16 protein-coding genes are annotated in these 20,093 nt (G+C 73.9%); 11 read left to right on the top strand and 5 right to left on the bottom strand.

The features are described from left to right. Positions 1-337: 337 nt before the first annotated feature. The 10 genes from fxsT to plsX all read left to right on the top strand — a co-directional run bounded on the left by fxsT (position 338) and on the right by plsX (position 14,995). The gene (gene fxsT / locus C4U03_RS13175) at positions 338-4,300 is read left to right on the top strand and encodes an FxSxx-COOH system tetratricopeptide repeat protein (protein WP_146087360.1); all 3,963 of its coding nucleotides are present in this window, start codon (positions 338-340) and stop codon (positions 4,298-4,300) included. 25 nt (positions 4,301-4,325) lie between these two features. Next, on the top strand, positions 4,326-5,333 hold the full coding sequence (locus tag C4U03_RS13170) for a hypothetical protein (protein WP_103938041.1): 1,008 nt from the start codon (positions 4,326-4,328) through the stop codon (positions 5,331-5,333). 220 nt (positions 5,334-5,553) lie between these two features. Beyond that, positions 5,554-5,982, top strand: coding sequence for a cupin domain-containing protein (locus tag C4U03_RS13165; RefSeq protein WP_103938040.1), 429 nt, complete (start codon positions 5,554-5,556; stop codon positions 5,980-5,982). Positions 5,983-6,244: 262 nt separating this feature from the next. Then, a complete protein-coding gene (locus C4U03_RS13160; protein WP_103938039.1) occupies positions 6,245-7,279 on the top strand; it encodes a phage baseplate protein in 1,035 nt (344 codons plus the stop codon). Between the two features lie 224 nt (positions 7,280-7,503). After that, the gene (locus C4U03_RS13155) at positions 7,504-10,008 is read left to right on the top strand and encodes a carboxylate--amine ligase/circularly permuted type 2 ATP-grasp protein (protein WP_103938038.1); all 2,505 of its coding nucleotides are present in this window, start codon (positions 7,504-7,506) and stop codon (positions 10,006-10,008) included. A 48-nt stretch (positions 10,009-10,056) separates the two neighbouring features. Beyond that, a complete protein-coding gene (locus C4U03_RS13150) occupies positions 10,057-10,941 on the top strand; it encodes a PhzF family phenazine biosynthesis protein (RefSeq protein ID WP_103938037.1) in 885 nt (294 codons plus the stop codon). 140 nt (positions 10,942-11,081) lie between these two features. Continuing rightward, positions 11,082-11,276, top strand: a complete 195-nt coding sequence (locus tag C4U03_RS13145; protein ID WP_103938036.1) for a hypothetical protein — start codon at positions 11,082-11,084, stop codon at positions 11,274-11,276. 218 nt (positions 11,277-11,494) lie between these two features. Beyond that, entirely contained in the window at positions 11,495-12,964 is a 1,470-nt protein-coding gene (locus C4U03_RS13140; RefSeq protein ID WP_103938035.1) for a phytoene desaturase family protein, read from the top strand. After that, a complete protein-coding gene (locus C4U03_RS13135; RefSeq protein ID WP_103938034.1) occupies positions 12,961-13,860 on the top strand; it encodes a phytoene/squalene synthase family protein in 900 nt (299 codons plus the stop codon). Before C4U03_RS13140 ends, C4U03_RS13135 begins: the two co-directional genes overlap by 4 nt. Position 13,861: 1 nt before the next feature. Next, entirely contained in the window at positions 13,862-14,995 is a 1,134-nt protein-coding gene (plsX, locus tag C4U03_RS13130) for a phosphate acyltransferase PlsX (RefSeq protein WP_235017832.1), read from the top strand. A 5-nt stretch (positions 14,996-15,000) separates the two neighbouring features. Here the strand turns inward: plsX and C4U03_RS13125 are convergent, their stop codons facing one another. Then, complete coding sequence (locus C4U03_RS13125; protein ID WP_235017831.1) at positions 15,001-15,651, bottom strand: spheroidene monooxygenase; 651 nt, start codon at positions 15,649-15,651, stop codon at positions 15,001-15,003. 40 nt (positions 15,652-15,691) lie between these two features. Between C4U03_RS13125 and C4U03_RS13120 the strand changes: the two genes are divergently transcribed. Further along, positions 15,692-16,288 (top strand): glycerol-3-phosphate acyltransferase, encoded by a 597-nt coding sequence (locus C4U03_RS13120; RefSeq protein ID WP_103938033.1) that lies wholly within the window; start codon positions 15,692-15,694, stop codon positions 16,286-16,288. Here C4U03_RS13120 and C4U03_RS13115 read toward each other — a convergent pair. From C4U03_RS13115 to C4U03_RS13100, 4 genes are read right to left on the bottom strand one after another with little or no spacing between them, the layout of a single operon-like run. Continuing rightward, complete coding sequence (locus C4U03_RS13115) at positions 16,239-17,366, bottom strand: glycosyltransferase (RefSeq protein ID WP_103938032.1); 1,128 nt, start codon at positions 17,364-17,366, stop codon at positions 16,239-16,241. The genes C4U03_RS13120 and C4U03_RS13115 overlap by 50 nt on opposite strands. Next, entirely contained in the window at positions 17,363-18,814 is a 1,452-nt protein-coding gene (locus C4U03_RS13110) for a phytoene desaturase family protein (RefSeq protein WP_235017830.1), read from the bottom strand. The genes C4U03_RS13115 and C4U03_RS13110 overlap by 4 nt, the downstream gene beginning before the upstream one ends. Positions 18,815-18,818: 4 nt before the next feature. Further along, positions 18,819-19,595: a carotenoid biosynthesis protein gene (locus C4U03_RS13105; RefSeq protein WP_103938031.1), complete on the bottom strand. Its 777-nt coding sequence runs from the start codon at positions 19,593-19,595 to the stop codon at positions 18,819-18,821. Then, positions 19,592-20,086 (bottom strand): RNA polymerase sigma factor, encoded by a 495-nt coding sequence (locus C4U03_RS13100; RefSeq protein WP_103938030.1) that lies wholly within the window; start codon positions 20,084-20,086, stop codon positions 19,592-19,594. The genes C4U03_RS13105 and C4U03_RS13100 overlap by 4 nt, the downstream gene beginning before the upstream one ends. Between the last annotated feature and the right edge of the window lie 7 nt (positions 20,087-20,093).

Raw genomic sequence — 20,093 nt, 5'->3', positions numbered from 1 at the left:
GGTGGCGGGCCCCGGGAGCGGCCTGGCGTCGCGGCTATCCTAAAGGTTAGGTCGGGTACGCCGGGTCACGAGAAGTAAAAGCCATCGCCCAGGTCAGCATGTCCCCTCCGGCCGGACGCCCGTCACTAGGCGATATTCTTGATCGACCGGATCGGGCCAGGAGCCCGAAGTCGGATTTGTGGATTGAAATCACTTGATTTCGGGTCGTCCAAAACTCGTTACCGTGGCAGGGAGGGTCCGGCCGGGCGGCGGGGAGCTTGGCGAATCGAACAAATCGCGGCCGCCCCCAGTATTCTTTCGTTGTGCGCGGCGCCGGTTTTCCAGGCTGGGGGTGGCGGTGAGCGTCCAACAACACGGAACGGGCGGGACGGGGCTCCCAGAAAAGATCATCGCGTTCTACGGCGGGCAGCCCCGAATAGGCTGCTCGATGGCCCTGGCCAACACGGCCTGGATCATGGCCAGCGCCGGCCGGAAGGTGCTGGTGGTCGACTGGGCGCTGGAAACCGACGGCAGACCGCTGGACAGGTATTTCACCAGGCTCTTTCCCAGCGACGAGACGGTCCTGGAACAGGCCGGGATCCTGGACTACGTCCAGGGCTACCGCCGGGCCGGGCGCGAGGAGCCCGACGCCGATCCGGCCGAGCTGTGGCCGCGGCACGTCCGCTGGGCCGACGACGTCATCCACGTCGGCTGGGGGGACCGCCACGTGGACTTCGAGCTGAGCGGTGAGATCGGCTACCTCGGCCCCGGCCGCCGCGCCGACCGGGGCCGCAGCCCGCACGCGACCCGGCTGGACTGGGGCGCCTTCCTGCGGTCCGAGCACGGGGTGTACTTCATGGCGCGGATGCGCGCCGAACTCGCCGAGAGCAAGTACGACTACGTGCTGCTCGACAGCCGTCCCGGACGCTCGGACCTGGCCTGGGCGCCCACCGTCCACCTCGCGGACGTGCTGGTCAGCTGTTTCAACATCAACGTCGAGGACATCACGCACAGCGCCGCGGCCACCCGGGACCTCCTCGAACGCACCCGGGCCAGGTCGGCCGGCGGCATTCGGGTGCTGCCGGTGCCGATGATGGACGACGACGGCGGCGAGCACGACGCGCTCGGGTTCGCCAAGGAGTTCGCCGAGCGGCGCTTCGCGGGGTTCCCGCAGCACCTGCAGGGCACCGAGCGCAGGCGGTACTGGGGGAGCGTCACCGTTCCCTACAAGCCCTTCTACAACGTTCGCAACATGCTCGCGGTCTTCGCCGAGAACCCGCACGGGCAGCGCACCATCCTGAAGTCCTACGAGGCGCTGGCGGCCGCGATCACCGGCGACCGGGACCTCAGGCTCGCCCCCATGGACGAGGACCGCCGCCGGGCGTTGCGCAAGCTGTTCGACCCGCCCAGCGCCGCCTTCGACGTCGCGATCGTGCACGCCCCCGCGGACCAGCCCTGGGCGGAGTGGATCGGCGCGGTGCTGGACGGGTACGACATCCGGGTCCGTCCCGCCGACTCCGCGCAGCCGGCGGAGACCACCATCGTCCTGCTGTCCCCCCGGCTGGCCGAGTCGCCGGAGTCGCCCCAGTACCTGCAGGCGCAGGAGCTCATCATCGACCAGGAGAGCTCGGCGCGCGGCCGCGACACCGGCCGCCTGGTCGGCATCCGGGTCCGGGAGGGCGTGCTGGGGGACGTGCTGGCCTCCATTGTCGGCCTGGACCTGGTGGCGTGCGGGGATGAGGCACAGGCCCGCGACAGGCTGGTGGCGCAGTTCGTCCCGGGCGGCGTCACGGTCCGCGAGGACGCCGACCCGTCCGCCATGCCGCGGTTCCCCAGGCGCATGCCCGAGCTGTGGAACGTCCCGCTGGCCGACAAGGACTTCGTCGGCCGCGGCGAGCTGCTGCTGCGGCTGCGCCGGGTGCTGCGCGACGGCGGCGCCGCGGGCCGCCCGGCCGTGCTGCACGGGCCGGCGGCGATGGGCAAGAGCCACATCGCCATGGAGTACGCCCTGCAGTTCGGCTACGACTACGACATCGTCTGGTGGATCCCCGCAGGTACGCAGCACGAGGTCCGGGTCACCCTGGCCGAGCTGCTGCCGCGGCTGCGGTCCCTGACGGGCGCCGACCCGCGGGCCTCCGCCGACTCCTACGACGCCGTCCCGCAGGTGCTGGAGACGCTGGGCGCGCTCCAGCGCCGCTGGTTGCTGGTCTACGACAACGCGGCCGACCCCGAGGCGCTGGCCGGCCTGATGCCCGCCGACGGGACCGGTCACGTCCTGGTGACCTCCCAGCGCGACGACTGGCCGTCCGCCGGCGCCATGATCGAGGTCGGCCGCTTCCAGCGGCCGGAGAGCATCGACCTGCTCCGGCGGCGCAGCGGCGTGAGCGGGGTGTCGGACCAGGCCGCCGACCGGATCGCCGGCTGGCTGGCCGACCAGCCGCTGGCCATCGACCAGGCGGCGGGCTGGATGAAGGCCCACTGGCTGAAGATCAGGCCCGCGCAGGGGCGGCTCGCCACCGGGGACGTCGAGGACCGGCTGGTCGACGACCTGCTCGCCGAGCTGGGACGGCCCGTCGAGGAGACCGGGGCCGAGCAGGGCGAGGCCGCGGTGCGCACGGTCACGGCCTCCCTGGCCCGGCTGGAGGAGGAGCGGCCGGGCGCGCTGTGGCTGCTGCGGATCTGCGCCTTCCTGTCCGGGGAGGGCGTGTCCATGCACCTGGTCAGGTCCGCGGGGATGCTGGAGCGGCTCGCCGTGCACGATCCGGCGGTCCGTGACAAGGACGTGAGCATCGACGAGATCGTCCAGCTGCTGAAGCGGTACTCGCTGGCCAGGCTGGACCAGCAGTTCGACCGGCTGCACGTCCACCAGCGGAGCCTGCAGGTGATCCGGGAGCGGATGACCGAGGAGGAGCGGGTGCGGGCCAGGTCGGCGGCGCAGCTCGCGCTGGGCGCCTACGCGCCCAGCGAGCAGGAGGCCGACGACCCCTCGCACACCCTGCGCTACCTGGAGTTGCAGCGGCACGTGCAGCCCTGCGAGCTGCTGAGCACCGCCAACGCCGACGACTCCGTACGGCGCTGGGCGGTCAACCAGGTCCGCTACCTGTACCTCACCAACAACTGGCGGCTCGCTGTGGAGATCGCGCACCAGCTGCGGGTGCGCTGGAGCGCCGAGTTCGGCCTCGACGACCGGCTGCGACTGCGGCTGCTGGTCCAGCTCGCCAACGCGCTCCGGGAGCTCGGCCACCACGCCGAGGCCCACAAGTGGGACCAGGAGGCGCACCGGCGCCGACGCGCCGCCCAGCCGGCCAACCAGCTGCTCAACCTGATGATCAGGCGCAGTCTCGGAGCCGACCTGCGGGCCCGCGGCCGCTTCCGGGAGGCCGTGAAGATGGACCAGCAGACCCTGGAGCTGTTCCAGGAGCGCCTCGGCGAGGAGCATCCGCAGACCCTGAGCGCGGCCAACAACCTGGCGCTGTCGCTGCTGCTGATCGGTGCGGTGGACGAGGCCATGCGCCAGGACCGCCAGACCTACCAGATCAGGATGCGGGTGCTCGGCGACCGGCACGTCTTCACCTGGCACTCGGTGACCAGGCTCGGCATCCACTACCGCGAGCTCGGCGACCATGCCAACTCGCGTAAGCAACTGGAGAGCGCGCTGGGGATGCTGCGCGCGGTCGCCGGCGGGGCCGCGCCGGCGACCCTGCGTGCCGCCAAGGAGCTGGCGGTGACGCTGCGCCACGCCGGTGAGCGTGCGGAGGCGCTCGATCGGATCCAGGAGGCGCTGCGGGACACCAGGGCGTTCCACGGTCCGCGGCATCCGGCCACGCTGGCCTGCCAGGTGAGTCTGGCGGCGAGCCTGGCCGCCCACGGCAGGCACGATGAGGCGCTGGACGACGCCACGCTCAACCTCGACCTCTACCGCGAGCTGTTCGGCGAGGACCATCCCTTCACCCGCGCCTGCCAGGCCAACCTGGCCATCTACGCCCGGCTCGGCGGGCGGGCCGACCAGGCCCTGCGGCACGGCGAGCAGGCCTGGCGCACGCTGGCCGAGGACCCGGACGTCGGCCCCGACCATCCCTTCACGCTCAGCGCGGAGCTCGCCTTCGCCAACGCGCTGGCCGCGGCGGACCGGTTCGACGAGGCGGCCGAGCGGGAGCGCCACGCCCACGGGTCGTTCCGGGAGCGGCTCGGCGACGGTCACCCCCACACCCAGATCGCCTACACGAACCTGCAGGCCACCGAGGAGTCGATGGCGGGCACCGGAGCCGGCGCGCAGCGCGGCGCGCGCCGGGACGTCGACATCGACATCCCGTCGACCTGACGACCGACCGACGACAGGATGCCTGATGACGTCAGAACCGACGAAGGGTTCCTTCGGCCCCCTTCCCGAGCACATCTCCGAGCACCGGGCCGACCATGTGGGCTCGGAGTTCGACACCATCGTGGACCTGTGCCGGCAGGCGCTCCAGCAGGGAGCGCTCCAGTACGTCGCCTACTACATCCGCGGCAACTGGCAGGTGTGGCTGGACGTCTTCGACCCCCGTGACCCGTTCAGCGACCTGTCGCCGGAGCAGATCAAGCGGGAGCGCGACAGCCTCCTGACCGGCGGCCAGCAACTGCACTTCGTCGTCGCGCGGCTGGACCAGGCCTTCACCCCGGTCCAACGAGGCCGGCTGATCCGCTGCGTGTTCGATGTGGGGGCGGGGGCGCTGCTGTACTTCTCCCCGTCTCCCGGGGAGTACCTGGTGGGCGCCACCCTGCACGACGAGCGGATCTCCGGGGCCGACGCGTCGATGGTCTGGCTGAGCGAGGAGATCCGGCTGGCCCGGGGGTTCGGCGGCACCCCGAACTACGCAGGCGAGCACAGCCGCTACGAGGTGAACGTCCGCCGGGGCGACATCGTCGACGACGAGGACGTCTACGTCGACACGGCCAACCCCGGCGGGGCGCCGTCCGACATGCTGGACCTGTGCCGGGCGGTGCTGGACCCGGAGGCGGTGCACTACGTCGCCTGCTTCCAGGGCGCCGAGCCGATCTGCTCGGTGGACCTGCTGGCCCACCCGGGGCTGGCGGCGCTGACCTTCGGCACCGACAGCCGGGACCGCCGCCGGCACTACCAGCGGATCGGCAAGCTGCTGTACCTCGTCACCAACCGGCTCGACCGTACGCTGCTCCCGCTGCTGGGCGGCGTGCTGGGCAGGACCGTGCTCGACGTCGAGGCCGGGGCGCTGTTCTATCTGCGCGCCTCCGGCGACCGGTTCGTCATCGGCATCACGCTCGACCAGGCGAAGGTGGCCGTCGCCGACGAACAACTCGGCGAGCTGGCCCGGGCGCTGGCCGCCCGCCCCTCGTGACGACGGGACGGCGATCGGCCACCGGGCCGGCCCGGAGATCCGAAAACGGATTTCAGTAAATTAAGTCGGCCTTGTTCCGGGCGTCCTGAATCAGGGTTCCCCTACCGGATCCGTCATGTTGGTGACCGGATGAGTTGAAGTCCCTGACCGAAGCGGTCGTCCTCGCTACCCTTTCCGTGTGCACGGTGCCGGATATCTTCTGATGGACGGAATCCGCCGAATGCCCCTGCTGCTGGCGGTGGCCGTGACGGCCGTCCCGCTGACCATGGTCCCCGCGGTCCCCGCGATCGCCGCCGCCACCCCCGGTTCGGGCGTGACGAGCCGGACCATCGCCCAGACGACGGTGGACGGCCGCGACTATGTCCTGCGGGAGATCACCATCTGGCCGGGCGGGAGCACCGGCTGGCACTACCATGACGGCACGCTGTACGCGCTGGTCAAGCAGGGCACGCTCACCAGGACCCTGGCCGACTGTGCGACGGTGACCCACCCCCGCGGCAGCGTGGTCGTCGAACAGAGCGGACCCGGCAACGTCCATATCGGGCGCAACCTCGGCTCCACCGCGGTCGTCCTGGAGGCTCTGTATGTGAACCCGGCGGGCAGCCCGCTGGCGCAGGACGCCCCCTCTCCGGGGTGCGGCCTCGGGTGACCGGCCCCGGCGCTCCCGGCGGCGGGCGACCCGTGACGGAGGCCTTGCCGCCCGAGTGATTTCACCGATTTTCCGCCGGATCGCCACCGATTCTCCTCCCGGCGATTTCCGCCGACCGCGCCGGTCGCGGTGATTCGGCCGTACGGAATGCACCCGCGCCGGTATCGTGCCGTCCGGATTTTTTCGGCCGGTCGAGGCGAGGGCGGGGGTCATGGGGAAAACGGCGTTCAGTCGCCGAAAGCGTGCCGGAACGAGGGCGGCCATGGTGGGGGCGGCGCCGCTGTTCGCCATGGCCTTGGTGGTCGGCGCAGGCCCGGCCGGCGGGGTGGGCGTCGCCGCCGCGGCGACCGGCGCCGTGCACCCGTCCGACTCTCGGCGGTTCGCCTTGACCGCGCCGTCCCACGCCCTGTTCCAGGACAGGAGGCTCAAGGACGGGACCGTCATGCAGAGCTTCGGTTTCGACATCGCCAACGGGCGGCTGTTCACGGCGCAGCTCAAGAGCGGCCCGTGGTCCGACGAGAACGGCGACCTGACGATCAGCCGCCTGGATCTGGCCGGAAACCTCCTGGGTCACATGCACCTGGAGGGGTTCGGGCACGGGACCGCGATCGGGGTCGAGTCGTCCGGCGACGCGTCGTACCTGTGGGTCGAGGTGGACCCCACGGGCTTCAGTGCACGCGGCACGCAGCTCGCCCGGTTCAAGTTCGTCGACGGCGTCACGCTGACCAACGAGTCGCCCGAGCTGACCAAGTACCAGCCCGTCCCGGACGTCAGCGGCGTCACCGCCACCATCGACCCGGTCAACGGACGGCTGGCCATGCGCTACAAGGAGGACGGTTGGCGGATCGCGGTGTACGACCTGGCGGACCTGAAGGCGCACCACTACGACGACCCGGTCTTCGACATCGCCCAGCCGTCCCTGGGCGGTGAGACCTTCCAGGGATACGCGCTGTACGGCAAGTACCTGTACACCTACTCCGGAAACCCCTACGGCCCCGGTAACCCCCCTCCGGGCAACGCCCGGCTGTCCACCATCGACCTCGAAACCGGCAGGCGGGTCGAGGGCCCCACGCTCACCACGGCGGGCAGCGCGCTGACCTTCCGCGAACCGGAGGGCATGGCGATCCACCGGACGGTGGAAGGCGAGGTCCGGCTCTTCTTCGGCATGGCCTCCGGCGAACCGGGCAAGCGCCGGGCCAACCTCTTCTACAACAACGCCCTGATCGGTGAGCAGGACGGTATGCGCAGGTCAGGGCGGGCACGACCGCGAATGCCCAAGAGACCCGGAGGGCGATGACGCCGCCCCGGGCGTCGATCCTGCCGGCGCCCTCGTCGCCGAACCACGGCCCGCCCGTCCCCAGGTGGCGGAAGCGGTACGCGGGGCCGCCAGGACGGGCGGGCGGCGGGGCGCATAGACGGACAATCAGGGGGAATCCACAGCCCGCCATGACCCGACTCGGGTGGGAGGGACGCTGAACACACAACGCATACATCCGCGTGACGGCGAGGGCGGGGTGCCGCATGGCGGTTGAGCGTCCCGAACTGGTGGCCGTGGGGGTGGAGGAGGAGTTCCACACCGTCGACCTGGAGACCCACCGCCTGCGCCCCAGAGCCGACGGCCTGCTGGAGCAGTTGCATCCCGACCGGTTCGTGGCCGAGCTGCAGCGGTCGGTGGTGGAGACCAACAGCCGCCCGTTCGTACGGCTGGCCGACCTGGCCGAGGACCTCGCCGCCCTGCGCCGCCGGGTGGTGGAGGCCGCCGAGCCGCTCGGGCTGGGCATCGTGGCCGCCGGGACGGTGCCGCTGGTCGACCTGGACGCGCTCAAGGTCACACCCGACGAGCGCTACGAGAACATGCTGGAGGAGTACCAGCAGCTGACCCGCGAGCAGCTCATCTGCGGGGCGCAGGTGCACGTGGACGCCGGCGACCGCGACATGGCGGTGGCGGTGGCGCACCGGATCGGGCCCTGGCTGCCCCCGCTGCTGGCGCTCTCGGCCAGCTCGCCGTACTGGCTCGGCACCGACACCGGCTACGCCAGCTACCGCACGCTGCTGTGGCAGCGCTGGCCGACCACCGGCCCGCTGGGCGCCTTCGCGTCGGCCGAGGAGTACGACCGGATGCTGGCCGACCTGGTGCGCTCGGGCGTGATCAGCGACCCGGGCATGGCCTACTTCGACGTGCGGCCCTCCGCCCACCTGCCCACCGTCGAGCTGCGGGTCTGCGACGCCTGCCCCCGGGTGGAGGACGTGGTGCTGCTGGCGGGGCTGTTCCGCGCGCTGGTGATCCGGGAGATGGACGCGGTCGCCGCGGGTGAGCCGGCCGCGCCGGTGCGCACCGAGCTGGTGCGGGCGGCGACATGGCGGGCGGCCCGGTCCGGGCTGGACGGCGAGCTGGTCGATCCGCGCAGCGGCGTCCCGGTGCCCGCCGGCGAGCTGCTGCGCGGGCTGCTGGACGACCTGCGCCCGATGCTGGAGCGGACCGGCGACTGGGAGCTGGTCGCCGAGATGACCGAGGGGGCGCTGACCCGGGGCGACTCGGCGGCCCGGCAGCGGGCGGCGTTCGCCGTCGGCGGCATGGACGACGTGGTGGAGCTGCTGCTGGCCGAGACGCGCGCCAACACCGAATGGGCGCCGGGCCCGCCCCGCCGGTCGGTGACCCGGATGACCGCCGACTACCGGACCGAGTCCGACGAGGCGGTGGTCTTCGACGGCAGCGCGCGGGCGCCGTACGAGATGATCATGGCGGTGCTGGACCGGCTCGGCGCCGACGGGCTGCGCGAGCGCGAGCGTGAGCGCGACGAGGTGCAGCGGCGGCTGGGCATGACCTTCCGGGTGGCGGGCGAGGAGGAGGAACGCCTCTTCCCGTTCGACCTGGTGCCCCGGGTGATCGCCGCCGAGGACTGGCGGCCGTTGCAGGCCGGGCTGCGGCAGCGGGTACGCGCTCTGGAGGCGTTCCTGCACGACGCCTACGGCGAGCGCGCCGCGGTCCGGGACGGCGTGCTGCCCGCCTGGGCGATCGACGACTCGCCGGGGCTGCGGCCGGAGGGACGGCGGGTGCCCCGCTCGGCCGTGCGCTGCGCGGTCGCCGGGCTCGACCTGGTCCGGGACGGCGCGGGCCGCTGGGTGGTGCTGGAGGACAACCTGCGCGTGCCCTCGGGCATCGGCTACGCCATGGCGAACCGGTGGCTGACCACCCGGGTGCTGCCCGAGCTGGTCCGCACCTCCCGGATGCCGCCGCCCTCCCGCGCCGTCGCCGTCCTGCGCGCCGCCCTCACCAGCGCCTCGCCCGCCCTCGCGGTGGTGACCTCGGGGGAGCGGGACTCGGCCTTCTACGAGCACCGGATGCTGGCCCGGGAAATGGGCGTCCCGCTGGTCACCCCCGACCGGCTCGTGGTCACCGGCGACGGCGTGCGGATCGACGGCCCCGAAGGCGCCCACGTGGAGGTCCTCTACCGGCGGGTCGGCGAGGACGAACTGTTCGACGCGGTCGGGCCGGGGCTGCTGGAGGCGATGGAGCGGGGCGCGGTGACGCTGGCCAACGCGCCCGGCAACGGCGTCGGCGACGACAAGGCGCTGTACGTCCACGTCCCCCGGCTCATCGAGTACTACCTGGGCGAGCGTCCGCTGCTGGACAACGTGACGACCTACCTGTGCCGCGACCCCGACCAGCGCGCCGAGGCCCTGGACCGGCTCAAGGAACTCGTGATCAAGCCGGTCGACGGCTACGGCGGCAGCGATGTGCTGATCGGCCCGGAGGCCTCCGCCGCCGAACTGGCGGAGGCCCGCGAGCGGATCCTCGCCGAGCCGGCCCGGTGGATCGCGCAGGAGACCGTGGAGCTGTCCACCCACCCGACGTTCGTGGACGGCCGCCTGGAGCCCCGCGCGGTCGACCTGCGGGCGTTCGTGGTGCAGGGTCCCGAGCCGGTCGTTGTCCCGCTGGCGCTGACCCGGGTGGCCCCCGCCAGCAGCAGGATCGTCAACTCCTCCCAGGGAGGCGGCTCCAAGGACACCTGGCTGATGCGCTGATGCACCGACGGCGGGAAGCGGGGACCGCGGAGCGGTGTTCGACGGAACATGACGAATCCTCCTTCCGCCTCCGGCGTGCAGATCGTCCGCTACACGGCGTTCACCACCGATCCGGCCGGCGGCAACCGGGCCGGGGTGGTGCTGGACGCCGCCGGCCTCGACGACGCCGCGATGCTCGGCATCGCCGCCGACCTGGGTTACTCGGAGACGGCCTTCCTGACCGCTCCGCCGGACGGGCTGGGGGAGGAGGGCCGCGCCTTCACGGTGCGGTACTTCAGCCCCAAGGCCGAGGTGCCGTTCTGCGGGCACGCGACGATCGCCACGGCCGTGGCCCTCGCCGAACGCATCGGACCGGGGCCGCTGGTGTTCGCCACCCGGTCCGGGACCGTTCCCGTCGAGGTCGCCGAGGATCCGCAGGGAGCGCTGCGGGCAACGCTGACCAGCGTCGAGCCGTACGTCGAGGAGGCCGGGGAGGCGGACGTGTCCGAGGCCCTCGCCGCGCTGGGCTGGCGTGCGGAAGAGCTGGATCCCGCGCTGCCGCCGCGGATCGCCTACGCCGGCGCCAGGCACCTGGTCCTGGCCGCCGCCACCCGGGCGCGGCTGGCCGACCTGGACTACGACTTCGAGCGGCTGACGGCGTACATGACCGCTCGGGACCTCGTCACCGTTCAGCTGGTGTGGCGCGAGTCGGCGGACACCTTCCATGTGCGCGACCCCTTCCCGGTGGGCGGTGTGGTCGAGGACCCGGCGACCGGGGCCGCCGCGGCGGCGTTCGGCGCGTACCTGCGGGAGCTCGGCCAGGTGGGCCCGGCGGCCGAGCTGACCCTCCACCAGGGCGAGGACATGGGGCGTCCCTCCGTGCTGACGGTGGAGCTGCGCGAGGGCGATCCCCGGGTCCGCGTGTCCGGGACGGCGGTGCCCCTCTCCGGCTGATCCCCGGGCGCCGCGTCCGGGAGACAAGGCGGTTTGGGAGCCGGAACGTTTGGTACAAAACCGATCAAGGAGTTCATGTCCGGGGATGTCCCGCCGTTCCCGGCCCCGACCGTTCCAGCCCAGCGATCCGGGAGACGCCCGTGCTTTCCAAAGCACTACTCGGCCTCGTCAAGAGCCTGCTCGCCTTCGTGGCGGCGCTGACCCCCTCCTCCGTTCCGGCCGTCGCCGTCGTCGCGGCGGTCGGCACGACCGTCGCCGTCACGGCGGGCTGTGCCGCGGAGGACGACGGCGACGATGACGATGACGGCGGTGACAACGACGGCGACGACGACTGACGACTGACCCGCGGCCGGTGCGCCGCCCGGGCACCCTCCCTGGGCGGCGCACCGGCGCACTCTTCTCTGAGGCCTGACGGAACGGCCGCCCTCCCCAGGCCACGGTGATGCATCCGATCGGCCCCCGCCTCTCGAAGTTCCCAGTAGCGGATTCGAGGGGGCGCGGTGGAGCAGACGGTGACTTCCCGGAAGGACCGGACGCCGGGCGGACGGCGCTGATGGGGGCCGGCGATCCGATCGTGGTGGTCGGTGCCGGTCTGGGCGGCCTGTCGGCGGCGGTGCACCTGGCGGCGCGTGGGCGCGAGGTGGTGGTCGTCGAGGCCCGTGACGGGCCCGGAGGATGCTGCGGCACCGCGCACCTGGGCCCCTACCGGTTCGACACCGGGCCCTCGGTGCTGACCATGCCGGGCGTGCTGGCCGAGGTCTTCGGCGCGGCGGGCGAGGAACTGCACCACGTGCTGCCATTGCGGCGGCTGGACCCCTTCTACAGGCTGACCTTCCACGACGGCACGCACCTGGACGTGGTGGCCGGGGCCGAGGAGATGGCCGAGCAGGTCCGTGCGCTGTGCGGCCCGGCCGAGGCCACGCGGTACCTGCGGTTCCGGGAACGGCTCGGGGCGATGTACGCGGCGGAATGGCCGGCGTTCATCGACGCGGACATGACCCGGCTGCGCGCTGTGGCCCGCCCGTACGCGCTGCTCAAACTGGCCATGGCGGGCGGGTTCCGGCGCCTGGACCGGCTGGTGGGCGCCCACCTGACCGACGAGCGGCTCATCAGGGCGCACACCTTCCAGGCGCTTTACGTGGGGCTGCCCCCGTACGCGGCGCTCGGCATCTACGCCGTCATCGCCCACATGGACACCGTGGGGGGCGTCTACTTTCCCAGGGACGGCGGCATGCACGCCATCCCGCGGGTCATGGCCGCCGTCGCCGAGAAGGCTGGGGCCGCGGTCCGGTACGGCGTCCGCGCCACGAAGGTCGAGACGAACACCTCCGGGGTGGCGGCGGTCCGGCTGGACACCGGCGAACGGCTCGCCGCGGGCCACGTCGTGGTGGCCTGCGACCTGCCACGGGCCCACGACGGGCTGCTGCCCGAGGCCGCCGCCGACTGGCGGCTGCGCCGTCCCCGCTACTCGCCGTCCTGCCTGCTCGTGCACTTCGGCCTCGACCGGCGCCCGGCGGAACGGGCGCACCACACTCTGCACTTCGGCCGGGAGTGGCGGGCCACGTTCTCCGCGCTGACGGCCGGACGCCCGCAGCCCGACCCCAACCTGCTGGTCACCTGCCCGCAGACCGACGGCACGGCGGCCTCGCCCGGCCACCCGACGCTGAGCGTGCTGGAGCCCGCCCCCAACCTGACGGGCGGGACCGACTGGGAGACGCTCACGCCACGGCTGGAGAGGCGGCTGCTGAGCCGCCTGGCCGACCTGGGATACGGCGACCTGTCGGGGGCGCCCAGGATGGTCCTCGACCCGCCCGCCTGGGCACGGCGGGGGCATTCGGCGGGCACCCCGTTCGCCCTGGACCACCGCCTCCGCCAGACGGCGTGGCTGCGGCCCTCGGGCCGGGCCCGCCGGGTCCCCGGCCTGCACTTCGCCGGGATGTACACCGCGCCGGGCGTGGGCGTGCCCCCCGTCCTGATCTCCGGACGGCTGGCCGCCGCCCGGATCCTGGAGGGCGCCCGATGACGCTGACCGCCAGCTACGAGTGGTGCCGCCGGCTGCACGCCCGCCACGGCCGCTCCTACTACCTGGCCACCATGCTGCTGCCCGAGTGGAAGCGGCGGCACGTGCACGCGCTGTACGGGTTCGCCCGGTACGCCGACGAGATCGTGGACGCGTTCGGCGCCCCGGACGGCCGCGCCGAGGCCCTCGACGACCTGGCCGCCCGGCTGGGCAAGAGTCTGGCGGGCGATCCGGTCGAGGACCCGGTGCTGCCCGCGTTCACGCACACGGTGCGCTCGTTCGGCATCGAACGCGCCGACATCGACGCGTTCCTGCGGTCGATGCGCGCCGATCTGACGGTCACCCGGTACGACACCTACGTCGACCTGCTGGGATACATGGAGGGGTCGGCCGCGGTGATCGGCACGATGATGCTGCCGGTGCTGGAGACCGTGGCCGGGGCGGAGCGGGCCGCCCGTGAGCCCGCCCGCGAGCTGGGCCTGGCGTTCCAGCTGACCAACTTCCTGCGGGACGTGGCCGAGGACCTGGCGCGCGGCCGTGTCTACCTGCCGCAGGCCGATCTGCAGAAGTTCGGCGTGCCGGAGAAAGACCTGGCCCTTCCCACGGCCACCGCGGCCCTGCGGGACTTGGTGGCCTTCGAGTCCGGCCGCGCCCGCGCCCACTACCGCCGCGCCCTGGCCGGCGTGCGGCTGCTGACGCCGTCCTCACAGCCCTGTGTCCGCGCCGCCTACGAGCTGTACGGCGGCATCCTCGCCGAGATCGCCGCCGCCGGGTACGACGTGCTGTCCCGGCGGGCGCGGGTACCTCGCCGGCGGCGGGCCACGATCTTCGCGCGGCACCTGCTGGCGGCGTCCGCCGCGGGCCGGGCCGAGCGGCGCGTGACGGTCCAGGTGCCCTGACATGGTCCCTGAGCTGACGGGCCGGAAGGAGGCGGGACAGCCGGGACGCCCCAAGACGGACGAGGCCCGGACGGTCCCGGGAAAGCGCCGCGAGGAGAACGCGAGATGGCCGGGGCTCTCCGATAAAGAGAGCGGCGGGGCGGTCTTGGGGGAGTGCCGCGAGGAGGACGCGAGGGCGCGCCCGGTCGTGCTGGACGCGATGGGCGGGGACCACGGGCCGGCCGAGACGGTGCGGGGCGCGGTGACGGCGCGGCGTGAGTACGGTGTGCCGGTGCTCCTCGTCGGGCGGGCCCCCGAGGTCCACCGTGAGCTGCTGCGGCACGACGCGGCCGGTGAGATCGAGATGGTGCACGCCGCCGACGTGGTCCGCATGGCCGAGCGGGGCTCCGGGGCCGCCGCCAGACGGGAGTCCAGTCTGATGGTCGGCTGTGAGCTGGTCCGGCGGGGAGCGGGGGCGGCGTTCGTGTCGGCCGGGTCCACCGGCGCCGTCGTGACGTGCGCGGTCCGCGTCCTGGGCAGGGAGCTGGGCGTCCTGCGCCCGGCGCTGGCGGTTGCGGTGCCGTCGGTGACCGGCGGCGCCACGGTCCTGGTCGACGCCGGGGCCACCACCGACCCGACACCGGAGATGGTCGCGCGGTTCGCGCTGCTGGGCGCCGGGTACGCTCGGCGCGTCCTCGGGGTGGCCGACCCGTTGGTGGGTCTGCTGTCCGTCGGCGCCGAGCCCGGCAAGGGCAACCGACTGGCCCGCCGGGCGGCCGGGTTGCTGCCGCGCCTGCCCGTCCGCTTCCACGGCAACATCGAGGGGCACGACGTGCTGGCGGGCACCGTGGACGTGGTCGTGACCGACGGCTTCACCGGCAACGTGGTGCTGAAGAGCGTCGAGGGCTGCGTCCGCGCGACGCTGGCCCTTGTCGCGGACGCGGGGGTCGCGGCGCCCGACCGGCTGCGCGAGGTCGCCCGCCGCTACGCCGCCGAGACCCATGGAGGGGCCGCCTTGCTGGGGCTGGCCGGAACGGTCGTCGTCGCGCACGGCTCGTCCCGTTCCACGGCCATCGCACGCGCCTGCGTGGTGGCGCGCGACCTGGCCGCGGGACGGCCTGCGGGCGCGTGCCCGCCGGTGGGGCCGGTTCCGTGACCGGCTCACGCTCCTCCGCGAGGCCGCAGCGGATCCCGCCCGTCCCAGGTGCCCTCGCTGCCGTAGGGGACGAACCGGGCGAAGAGCTCCTCGGAGTACCAGCGCTCGGCGTGCACTCGTGCGATGACTCCGCGGTGCGCCGCCCCGCGGTAGGCGAAGCGGGTGATGGCGGCATCATCACGCCACAGGGAGAACGTCGCCTGCCGGGCCAGCGGCCATTCGCCGATGCCGACCGACGCCAGGCACCCGTCCTGGCGGCCCAGCGCGCCGTCCACCTCCGGTACCGAACGGTAGAACGCCATCAGCCGGGACGGCCGGATCGAAGCTCTGGTCAGCACGGCCACCGGCGCGTCGTCCCGCCAGCGGGAACGTGTCCCGCCGAGCGGATCGGACCCTCCCCACCTGCCATGCCAGACCCGCGGCGCCAGCCGCACGTGCCAGGACTCCACCGCTTGGGCGCGCCACCGGGCCGCCACCGGCGAGCACCCCAGGAAGTCCTCCAGCGCGGCCTCGCCGTCCCACACCGCGAACAGCGCCCAGCGTCGCAGGTCCGCGCCCAGGCTCATGGAACGGCCCCGGCCCGTGCCCAGCAGCCGCCAGAAGGTCAGCCCGCCGGTGCCGCGCAGCACCGGCCGGTCGAAGGCCATGTGCCGCATGGCGTCCACTCCCGCGTATCTGATGAGGTGAAACGAGGCGATGGGTTCTGTGCTCGCGGCGGTCATCGGCGGTTACCTGCTCGGCTCGGTTCCGGTCGCGGTGCTGGTCTGCCGTCGCCACGGCCTCGACCCCCGCGAGGCCGGCGACCGCAATCCCGGTTTCTGGAACGTCCGTGAGCTGCTCGGCGGGCGGGCGGCCGTCCCGGTCTTCCTCGGCGACCTGCTCAAGGGGACCGCGGCCGGGCTGCTGGGCCTGGCGGTGAGCGGGGCGGAGACGGGCGCGCTGGGAGTGGTGGCGGGGGCGAGCGTCGTGCCGGTGTACGCGGCGGTGGCCGCGGCGATGGCAGGCCACGCCTGGCCGGTGTTCGCCGGGGGGCGGGGCGGCCGCTCGATCCTCACCTTCGCCGGCGGGTTCGCCGTGATCTGCCCGCCGGCGTTCGGGCTCGGGCTCGGGCTGGTGGTCGTGACCGGCCTGCTGGGGCGTTCCTTCTCCCTGGGCGCGCGGGTCGGGGTGTTCTCTCTGCCGGTGCTGCAACTGGCGTTCGCCCCGGCGGCGCAGGCGGCCGCGACCGGCGCGCTGATGGGCCTCATCGGGCTGCGCTTCGGTCAGGCGGCGCTGGCCGGTCGGCGTGACTGACCGCCTCGGGGCCGTACGTGCGGCCGCGCCAGGTGCGCGCCGGCCACAGCGCGGCCTGCGTGAGGCGCACCGCCGCCGCCACGTCGAACAGCGGTGACAGGGCCAGGCCCGGTCCCGGCCGCACGTAGGCGCCGCGCAGGGCGGCCATCAGCAGCAGCCGCTGGCCCAGCAGGGCGAGGTCGAGCCGGGTCGGCCGCCCGGCCGCCAGCCGCAGCAGCGGCAGCGCGGCGGTCAGCCAGATCACGGCCAGGTCCCCGGCCAGCCGGCTCCTGGTGGTCACGTCCCGCAGGGCGAGGGAGCGTCCCCACTCGCGCCACACCTGCGCGGCGGACTCGTGCATGTCCACTTCGAGTAGGGAGCCGGCGTCCAGGAAGCCGATCCGCCAGCCGTCCCGGGCGAGCACCCGCACGAGCGCGACGTCGTCGGTCAGATGGCGGCGGACCCGCCCGAACCCGTCGGCCTCGGCCATGGCCGCCTTCCGGAAGGCCGTGCACTGGCCGTTGGCCAGCAGCCGGTGCGGCGGGGGCGGGCGCGCCGGGCCGACCGGGCCGAAGCGGTAGACCAGCGTCGCCAGGAATGAGGCGTGCAGCGCCTGCTCGGCCACGCCGGCACAGGCGAACCGCGGCCCGACCGTGACCAGGTCGTAGGCGTCCAGCAGGGCGGCGAGCGCCCCGAACAGACCTGGCCGGGGACGGGCGTCGGCGTCCAGGGTGACGATGACGGGTCCGGCGGCGGCCGACACGCCCTGTCGCAGCGCCCACTGCTTGCCGACCCATCCGTCCGGCAGCGGCGCGCCGGGGACAACGGTGGCGCCGAGCCGGGCGGCGAGCCGGGCCGTCCCGTCGCGGGACTCGTCGTCCACGACGATCACTTCGCGCACCGCCGGGTCGGTCAGCACCGCCGCCAGGCAGGCGCCGAGGCGGGACTCCTCGTCGCGGGCCGGGATGACCACGGAGATCGGCTGCGGGACGGCATCTGGGGGCGGCGGAGCCAGCGGCGCGAGCCGGTCGCGGCCGCGCGCCAGCCGTGCCGCCACGACCACGGCGGCGGCCGCCTGTGGGAGCGTCAGCGGCCTCATCCCGACCGCACCCCTCCGGCGGCCGGGAAGTCCTCCTCCACCAGGGAGGCGACGATGCGGCCGCCCATCGCGACCAGCGGGAGGCCGCCGCCCGGGTGCGCCGATCCGCCCACCAGGTACAGCCCGCGCCGCGGACCGCGGTTGCCCGGCCTGCGGAACGGCGCGAGTCTGCCCCGGTAGGCCGTGCCGTAGATCGCCCCGTCCCACGCGCCGTACCGGTCGCGCAGGTCGGCCGGGGTGAACAGGTCCACGAAGCACAGCCGCCCCGACAGGTCGTGGCCCCGGTGCGCCAGCCGTTCGAGCACCAGGTCCCGGTAGGACTCGGGGGTCACCGGCCACTGCCCCGGATCCCCGGCGGGGACGTTGACCAGCATGACCCAGTTCTCCATCCCCTCGGGAGCCTGGGACGGGTCGTGCACCGCCGAGCAGCCGATGTAGACGGTCGGGTCCTCCGGAGGCCGCCGCCGCCGGAAGATGTCGGCGAACTCCCGCCGGTAGCCGGCCGAGAAGACGACGGAGTGGTGGGGCAGCCCCTCGGTGCGGCCCCGCACGCCGGCCAGCAGCAGGAACGCCGACGACGACGGGCCCAGGGCGGCGATCCCGTGTAGCCGCCGCCGGTCGGGCAGCAGCCGGCTGTACAGCGCGGCGGCGTCGGCGTTGACCACCACGGCGTCGGCCTTCTCCCGCTCGCCGGAGGCCAGCGCCACCCCCGAGACCGCGCGGCGGCCGGCGACCACCTCGGTCACCTCGGTGCCCGTCCGGACCTCCACGCCGGCGTCCGCGAGCAGCCCGGCGAGGTCGTCGGCGAGCCGGGCCAGCCCGCCCGGGACGTACCAGCCGCCATCATCGTGCTCGATCGCCGGGACGCAGCCCAGCGCGGCCGGCGCCCGGTAGGGGCTCGACCCGGCGTAGGTGGCGTAGCGGCCGACGTACTGGCGCAGCCGGGGGTCGCGGAAGAAGCGCCGTGCCAGGCCGTCGAGGGTATGGCCCGGCGCGACCGCGCGCAGGTCGGCGAGCCGGGCCTGCTCGGCGGGACGGCCCAGCGGTCCGGCGAAGAACGTGCGGCGCGACGCCCGCAGGCAGTCCCGCGCCCAGCCGTAGAAGGCCCGCCAGGCCGCACCCTGGCCGGGGGCCAGCCGGTCGACCTGCGCGGCCATCCGGCCGGGGTCGCGGAACGCGCGCAGCGTGGACCCGTCGGCGAAGCGGTACCGGCACAGCTCGTCCAGTTCCACCAGGTCGCGTCCGACTCCCAGGTTCCGGAAGAGACCGGGCAGCGTGAGCAGCGAGGGCCCCAGCGCGAAGGTGAAGCCGTCGCGCCGGTGCTCGGCCAGCTTGCCGCCGAGCCGGTCCAGCCGCTCGTACAGCCGGACGTGATGCCCGCCCCGCGCCAGCAGCAGCGCGGTCACCATCCCGCCGACCCCGCCGCCGACCACGATCACCTCGGCCACACGATCACCTCGGCCATCGGCGCCTGCCGGCCAGCACCAGGAACGTCCCCATGGCGATCCCGCCGGCCGCCGCCACCAGCCGGTCCGGCGGGTCGAACACCGCGGCGAAGGCCAGCGTCTCCATCGCCGCCATCACGGCGTAGAGGACGGCCAAACCGGCGGCCACCGCGTCCGTCCGTCCCAGCCGAGCATCGATCAAGGCCATGACCAGCGCCGATACCAGCAGCCAGCCGAGGAGGTTGCTGATCGGCACCCCCCGGTAGGGGCCCGGGTCCGCCCAGGTCCACAGGCCGAGGCGGAGCATCTGCGGGTCGAGGAAGAGGTCCCACGCCGTCAGCGCGGCGGCCCCCGTGGCGATCCGTGCGAGGCCGCCGCCGGGCACGATCGCGGTGGCGACCGCGTGCGCCGCCAGGCCCATGCCGCCCCATGCCAGCGCCACGATCAGCGGCACGCCGCCCACCTGCGGCTGCAGCACCGGGGTGTAGGAGTAGCGCCCGAACGGCACGCCGGTGCGGACGCCGATCCACTCGGCCGCGTAGCCCGCGGCCACCGTCGCGGCCAGCGCCCCCACCGCCCGGCGCGGGCCGTGGCGGCCCGCCGCGAACGCCAGTGCGCTCGCCGCCAGCAGGACGACCACCACGCTGGTCAGCCGGACGGGCCGCGGTTGCAACCCCGACAGCACCTGCGCGGCCACCATCGCGGCCAGGCAGCCAGCCCCCGCGACGGTGAACGCCCTCGGCCGTTCCCGCCGGGCCGTCCCGCACCCGCCCCATGCGGTCATGCCGGGGTCAGCAGGGTGGACAGGTGCCGCAGCCCGCGCGTGGTGCGGGCCTTGACGGTGCCGAGCGGCACGTGCAGCCGCTCGGCGATCTCCCGCTGCGAGAGGTCGCCGTAGTAGGCCAGCTCGATGGCCTGCCGCTGTGGTGCGGGCAGCGCGGCCAGCGCCCGGCGGACCCGGTCGCGGTCGGCCAGCGCGTCGCCGTCGGCCCTGCCGTCGTGGCCGAGCGGATCGCCGGCCGCCTCCAGCGGAACGGTCGGCGGGGTGCGCCCGCGCAGATGGTCGACGGCGCGTCTGCGGGCGATGGCGAGCAGCCAGGGCTCCAGGCGCCGGGACGGGTCGTAGCGGTGCCGGAAGCGCCAGACCTCGGTGAAGACCACCTGCGCCACGTCGTCGATGTCCTGCGGTGGCACCAGGCGCCGTAGGTAGGCGCGCACCAGCGGGGCATGGGTCCGGTAGCAGTCGGCGAGCGGCTCCATGGACTCTCCCCTCATCCCCGAA

The organism is Thermomonospora echinospora (genome assembly GCF_900108175.1).
Lineage (GTDB): Bacteria > Actinomycetota > Actinomycetes > Streptosporangiales > Streptosporangiaceae > Thermomonospora > Thermomonospora echinospora.
The sequence above is the reverse complement of the archived record's forward strand: the minus strand, read 5'-3'. Positions and strand labels throughout refer to the sequence as shown.

Coding starts and splice junctions, on each gene's coding strand:
- C4U03_RS13105 (WP_103938031.1), bottom strand. CDS start 19,595: ATGACCGCATGGGGCGGGTGCGGGACGGCCCGGCGGGAACGGCCGAGG.
- C4U03_RS13140 (WP_103938035.1), top strand. CDS start 11,495: ATGGGGGCCGGCGATCCGATCGTGGTGGTCGGTGCCGGTCTGGGCGGC.
- plsX (WP_235017832.1), top strand. CDS start 13,862: ATGGTCCCTGAGCTGACGGGCCGGAAGGAGGCGGGACAGCCGGGACGC.
- C4U03_RS13155 (WP_103938038.1), top strand. CDS start 7,504: ATGGCGGTTGAGCGTCCCGAACTGGTGGCCGTGGGGGTGGAGGAGGAG.
- C4U03_RS13135 (WP_103938034.1), top strand. CDS start 12,961: ATGACGCTGACCGCCAGCTACGAGTGGTGCCGCCGGCTGCACGCCCGC.
- C4U03_RS13100 (WP_103938030.1), bottom strand. CDS start 20,086: ATGAGGGGAGAGTCCATGGAGCCGCTCGCCGACTGCTACCGGACCCAT.
- C4U03_RS13160 (WP_103938039.1), top strand. CDS start 6,245: ATGGTGGGGGCGGCGCCGCTGTTCGCCATGGCCTTGGTGGTCGGCGCA.
- C4U03_RS13150 (WP_103938037.1), top strand. CDS start 10,057: ATGACGAATCCTCCTTCCGCCTCCGGCGTGCAGATCGTCCGCTACACG.
- C4U03_RS13115 (WP_103938032.1), bottom strand. CDS start 17,366: ATGAGGCCGCTGACGCTCCCACAGGCGGCCGCCGCCGTGGTCGTGGCG.
- C4U03_RS13120 (WP_103938033.1), top strand. CDS start 15,692: ATGGGTTCTGTGCTCGCGGCGGTCATCGGCGGTTACCTGCTCGGCTCG.
- C4U03_RS13125 (WP_235017831.1), bottom strand. CDS start 15,651: ATGCGGCACATGGCCTTCGACCGGCCGGTGCTGCGCGGCACCGGCGGG.
- C4U03_RS13165 (WP_103938040.1), top strand. CDS start 5,554: ATGCCCCTGCTGCTGGCGGTGGCCGTGACGGCCGTCCCGCTGACCATG.
- C4U03_RS13170 (WP_103938041.1), top strand. CDS start 4,326: ATGACGTCAGAACCGACGAAGGGTTCCTTCGGCCCCCTTCCCGAGCAC.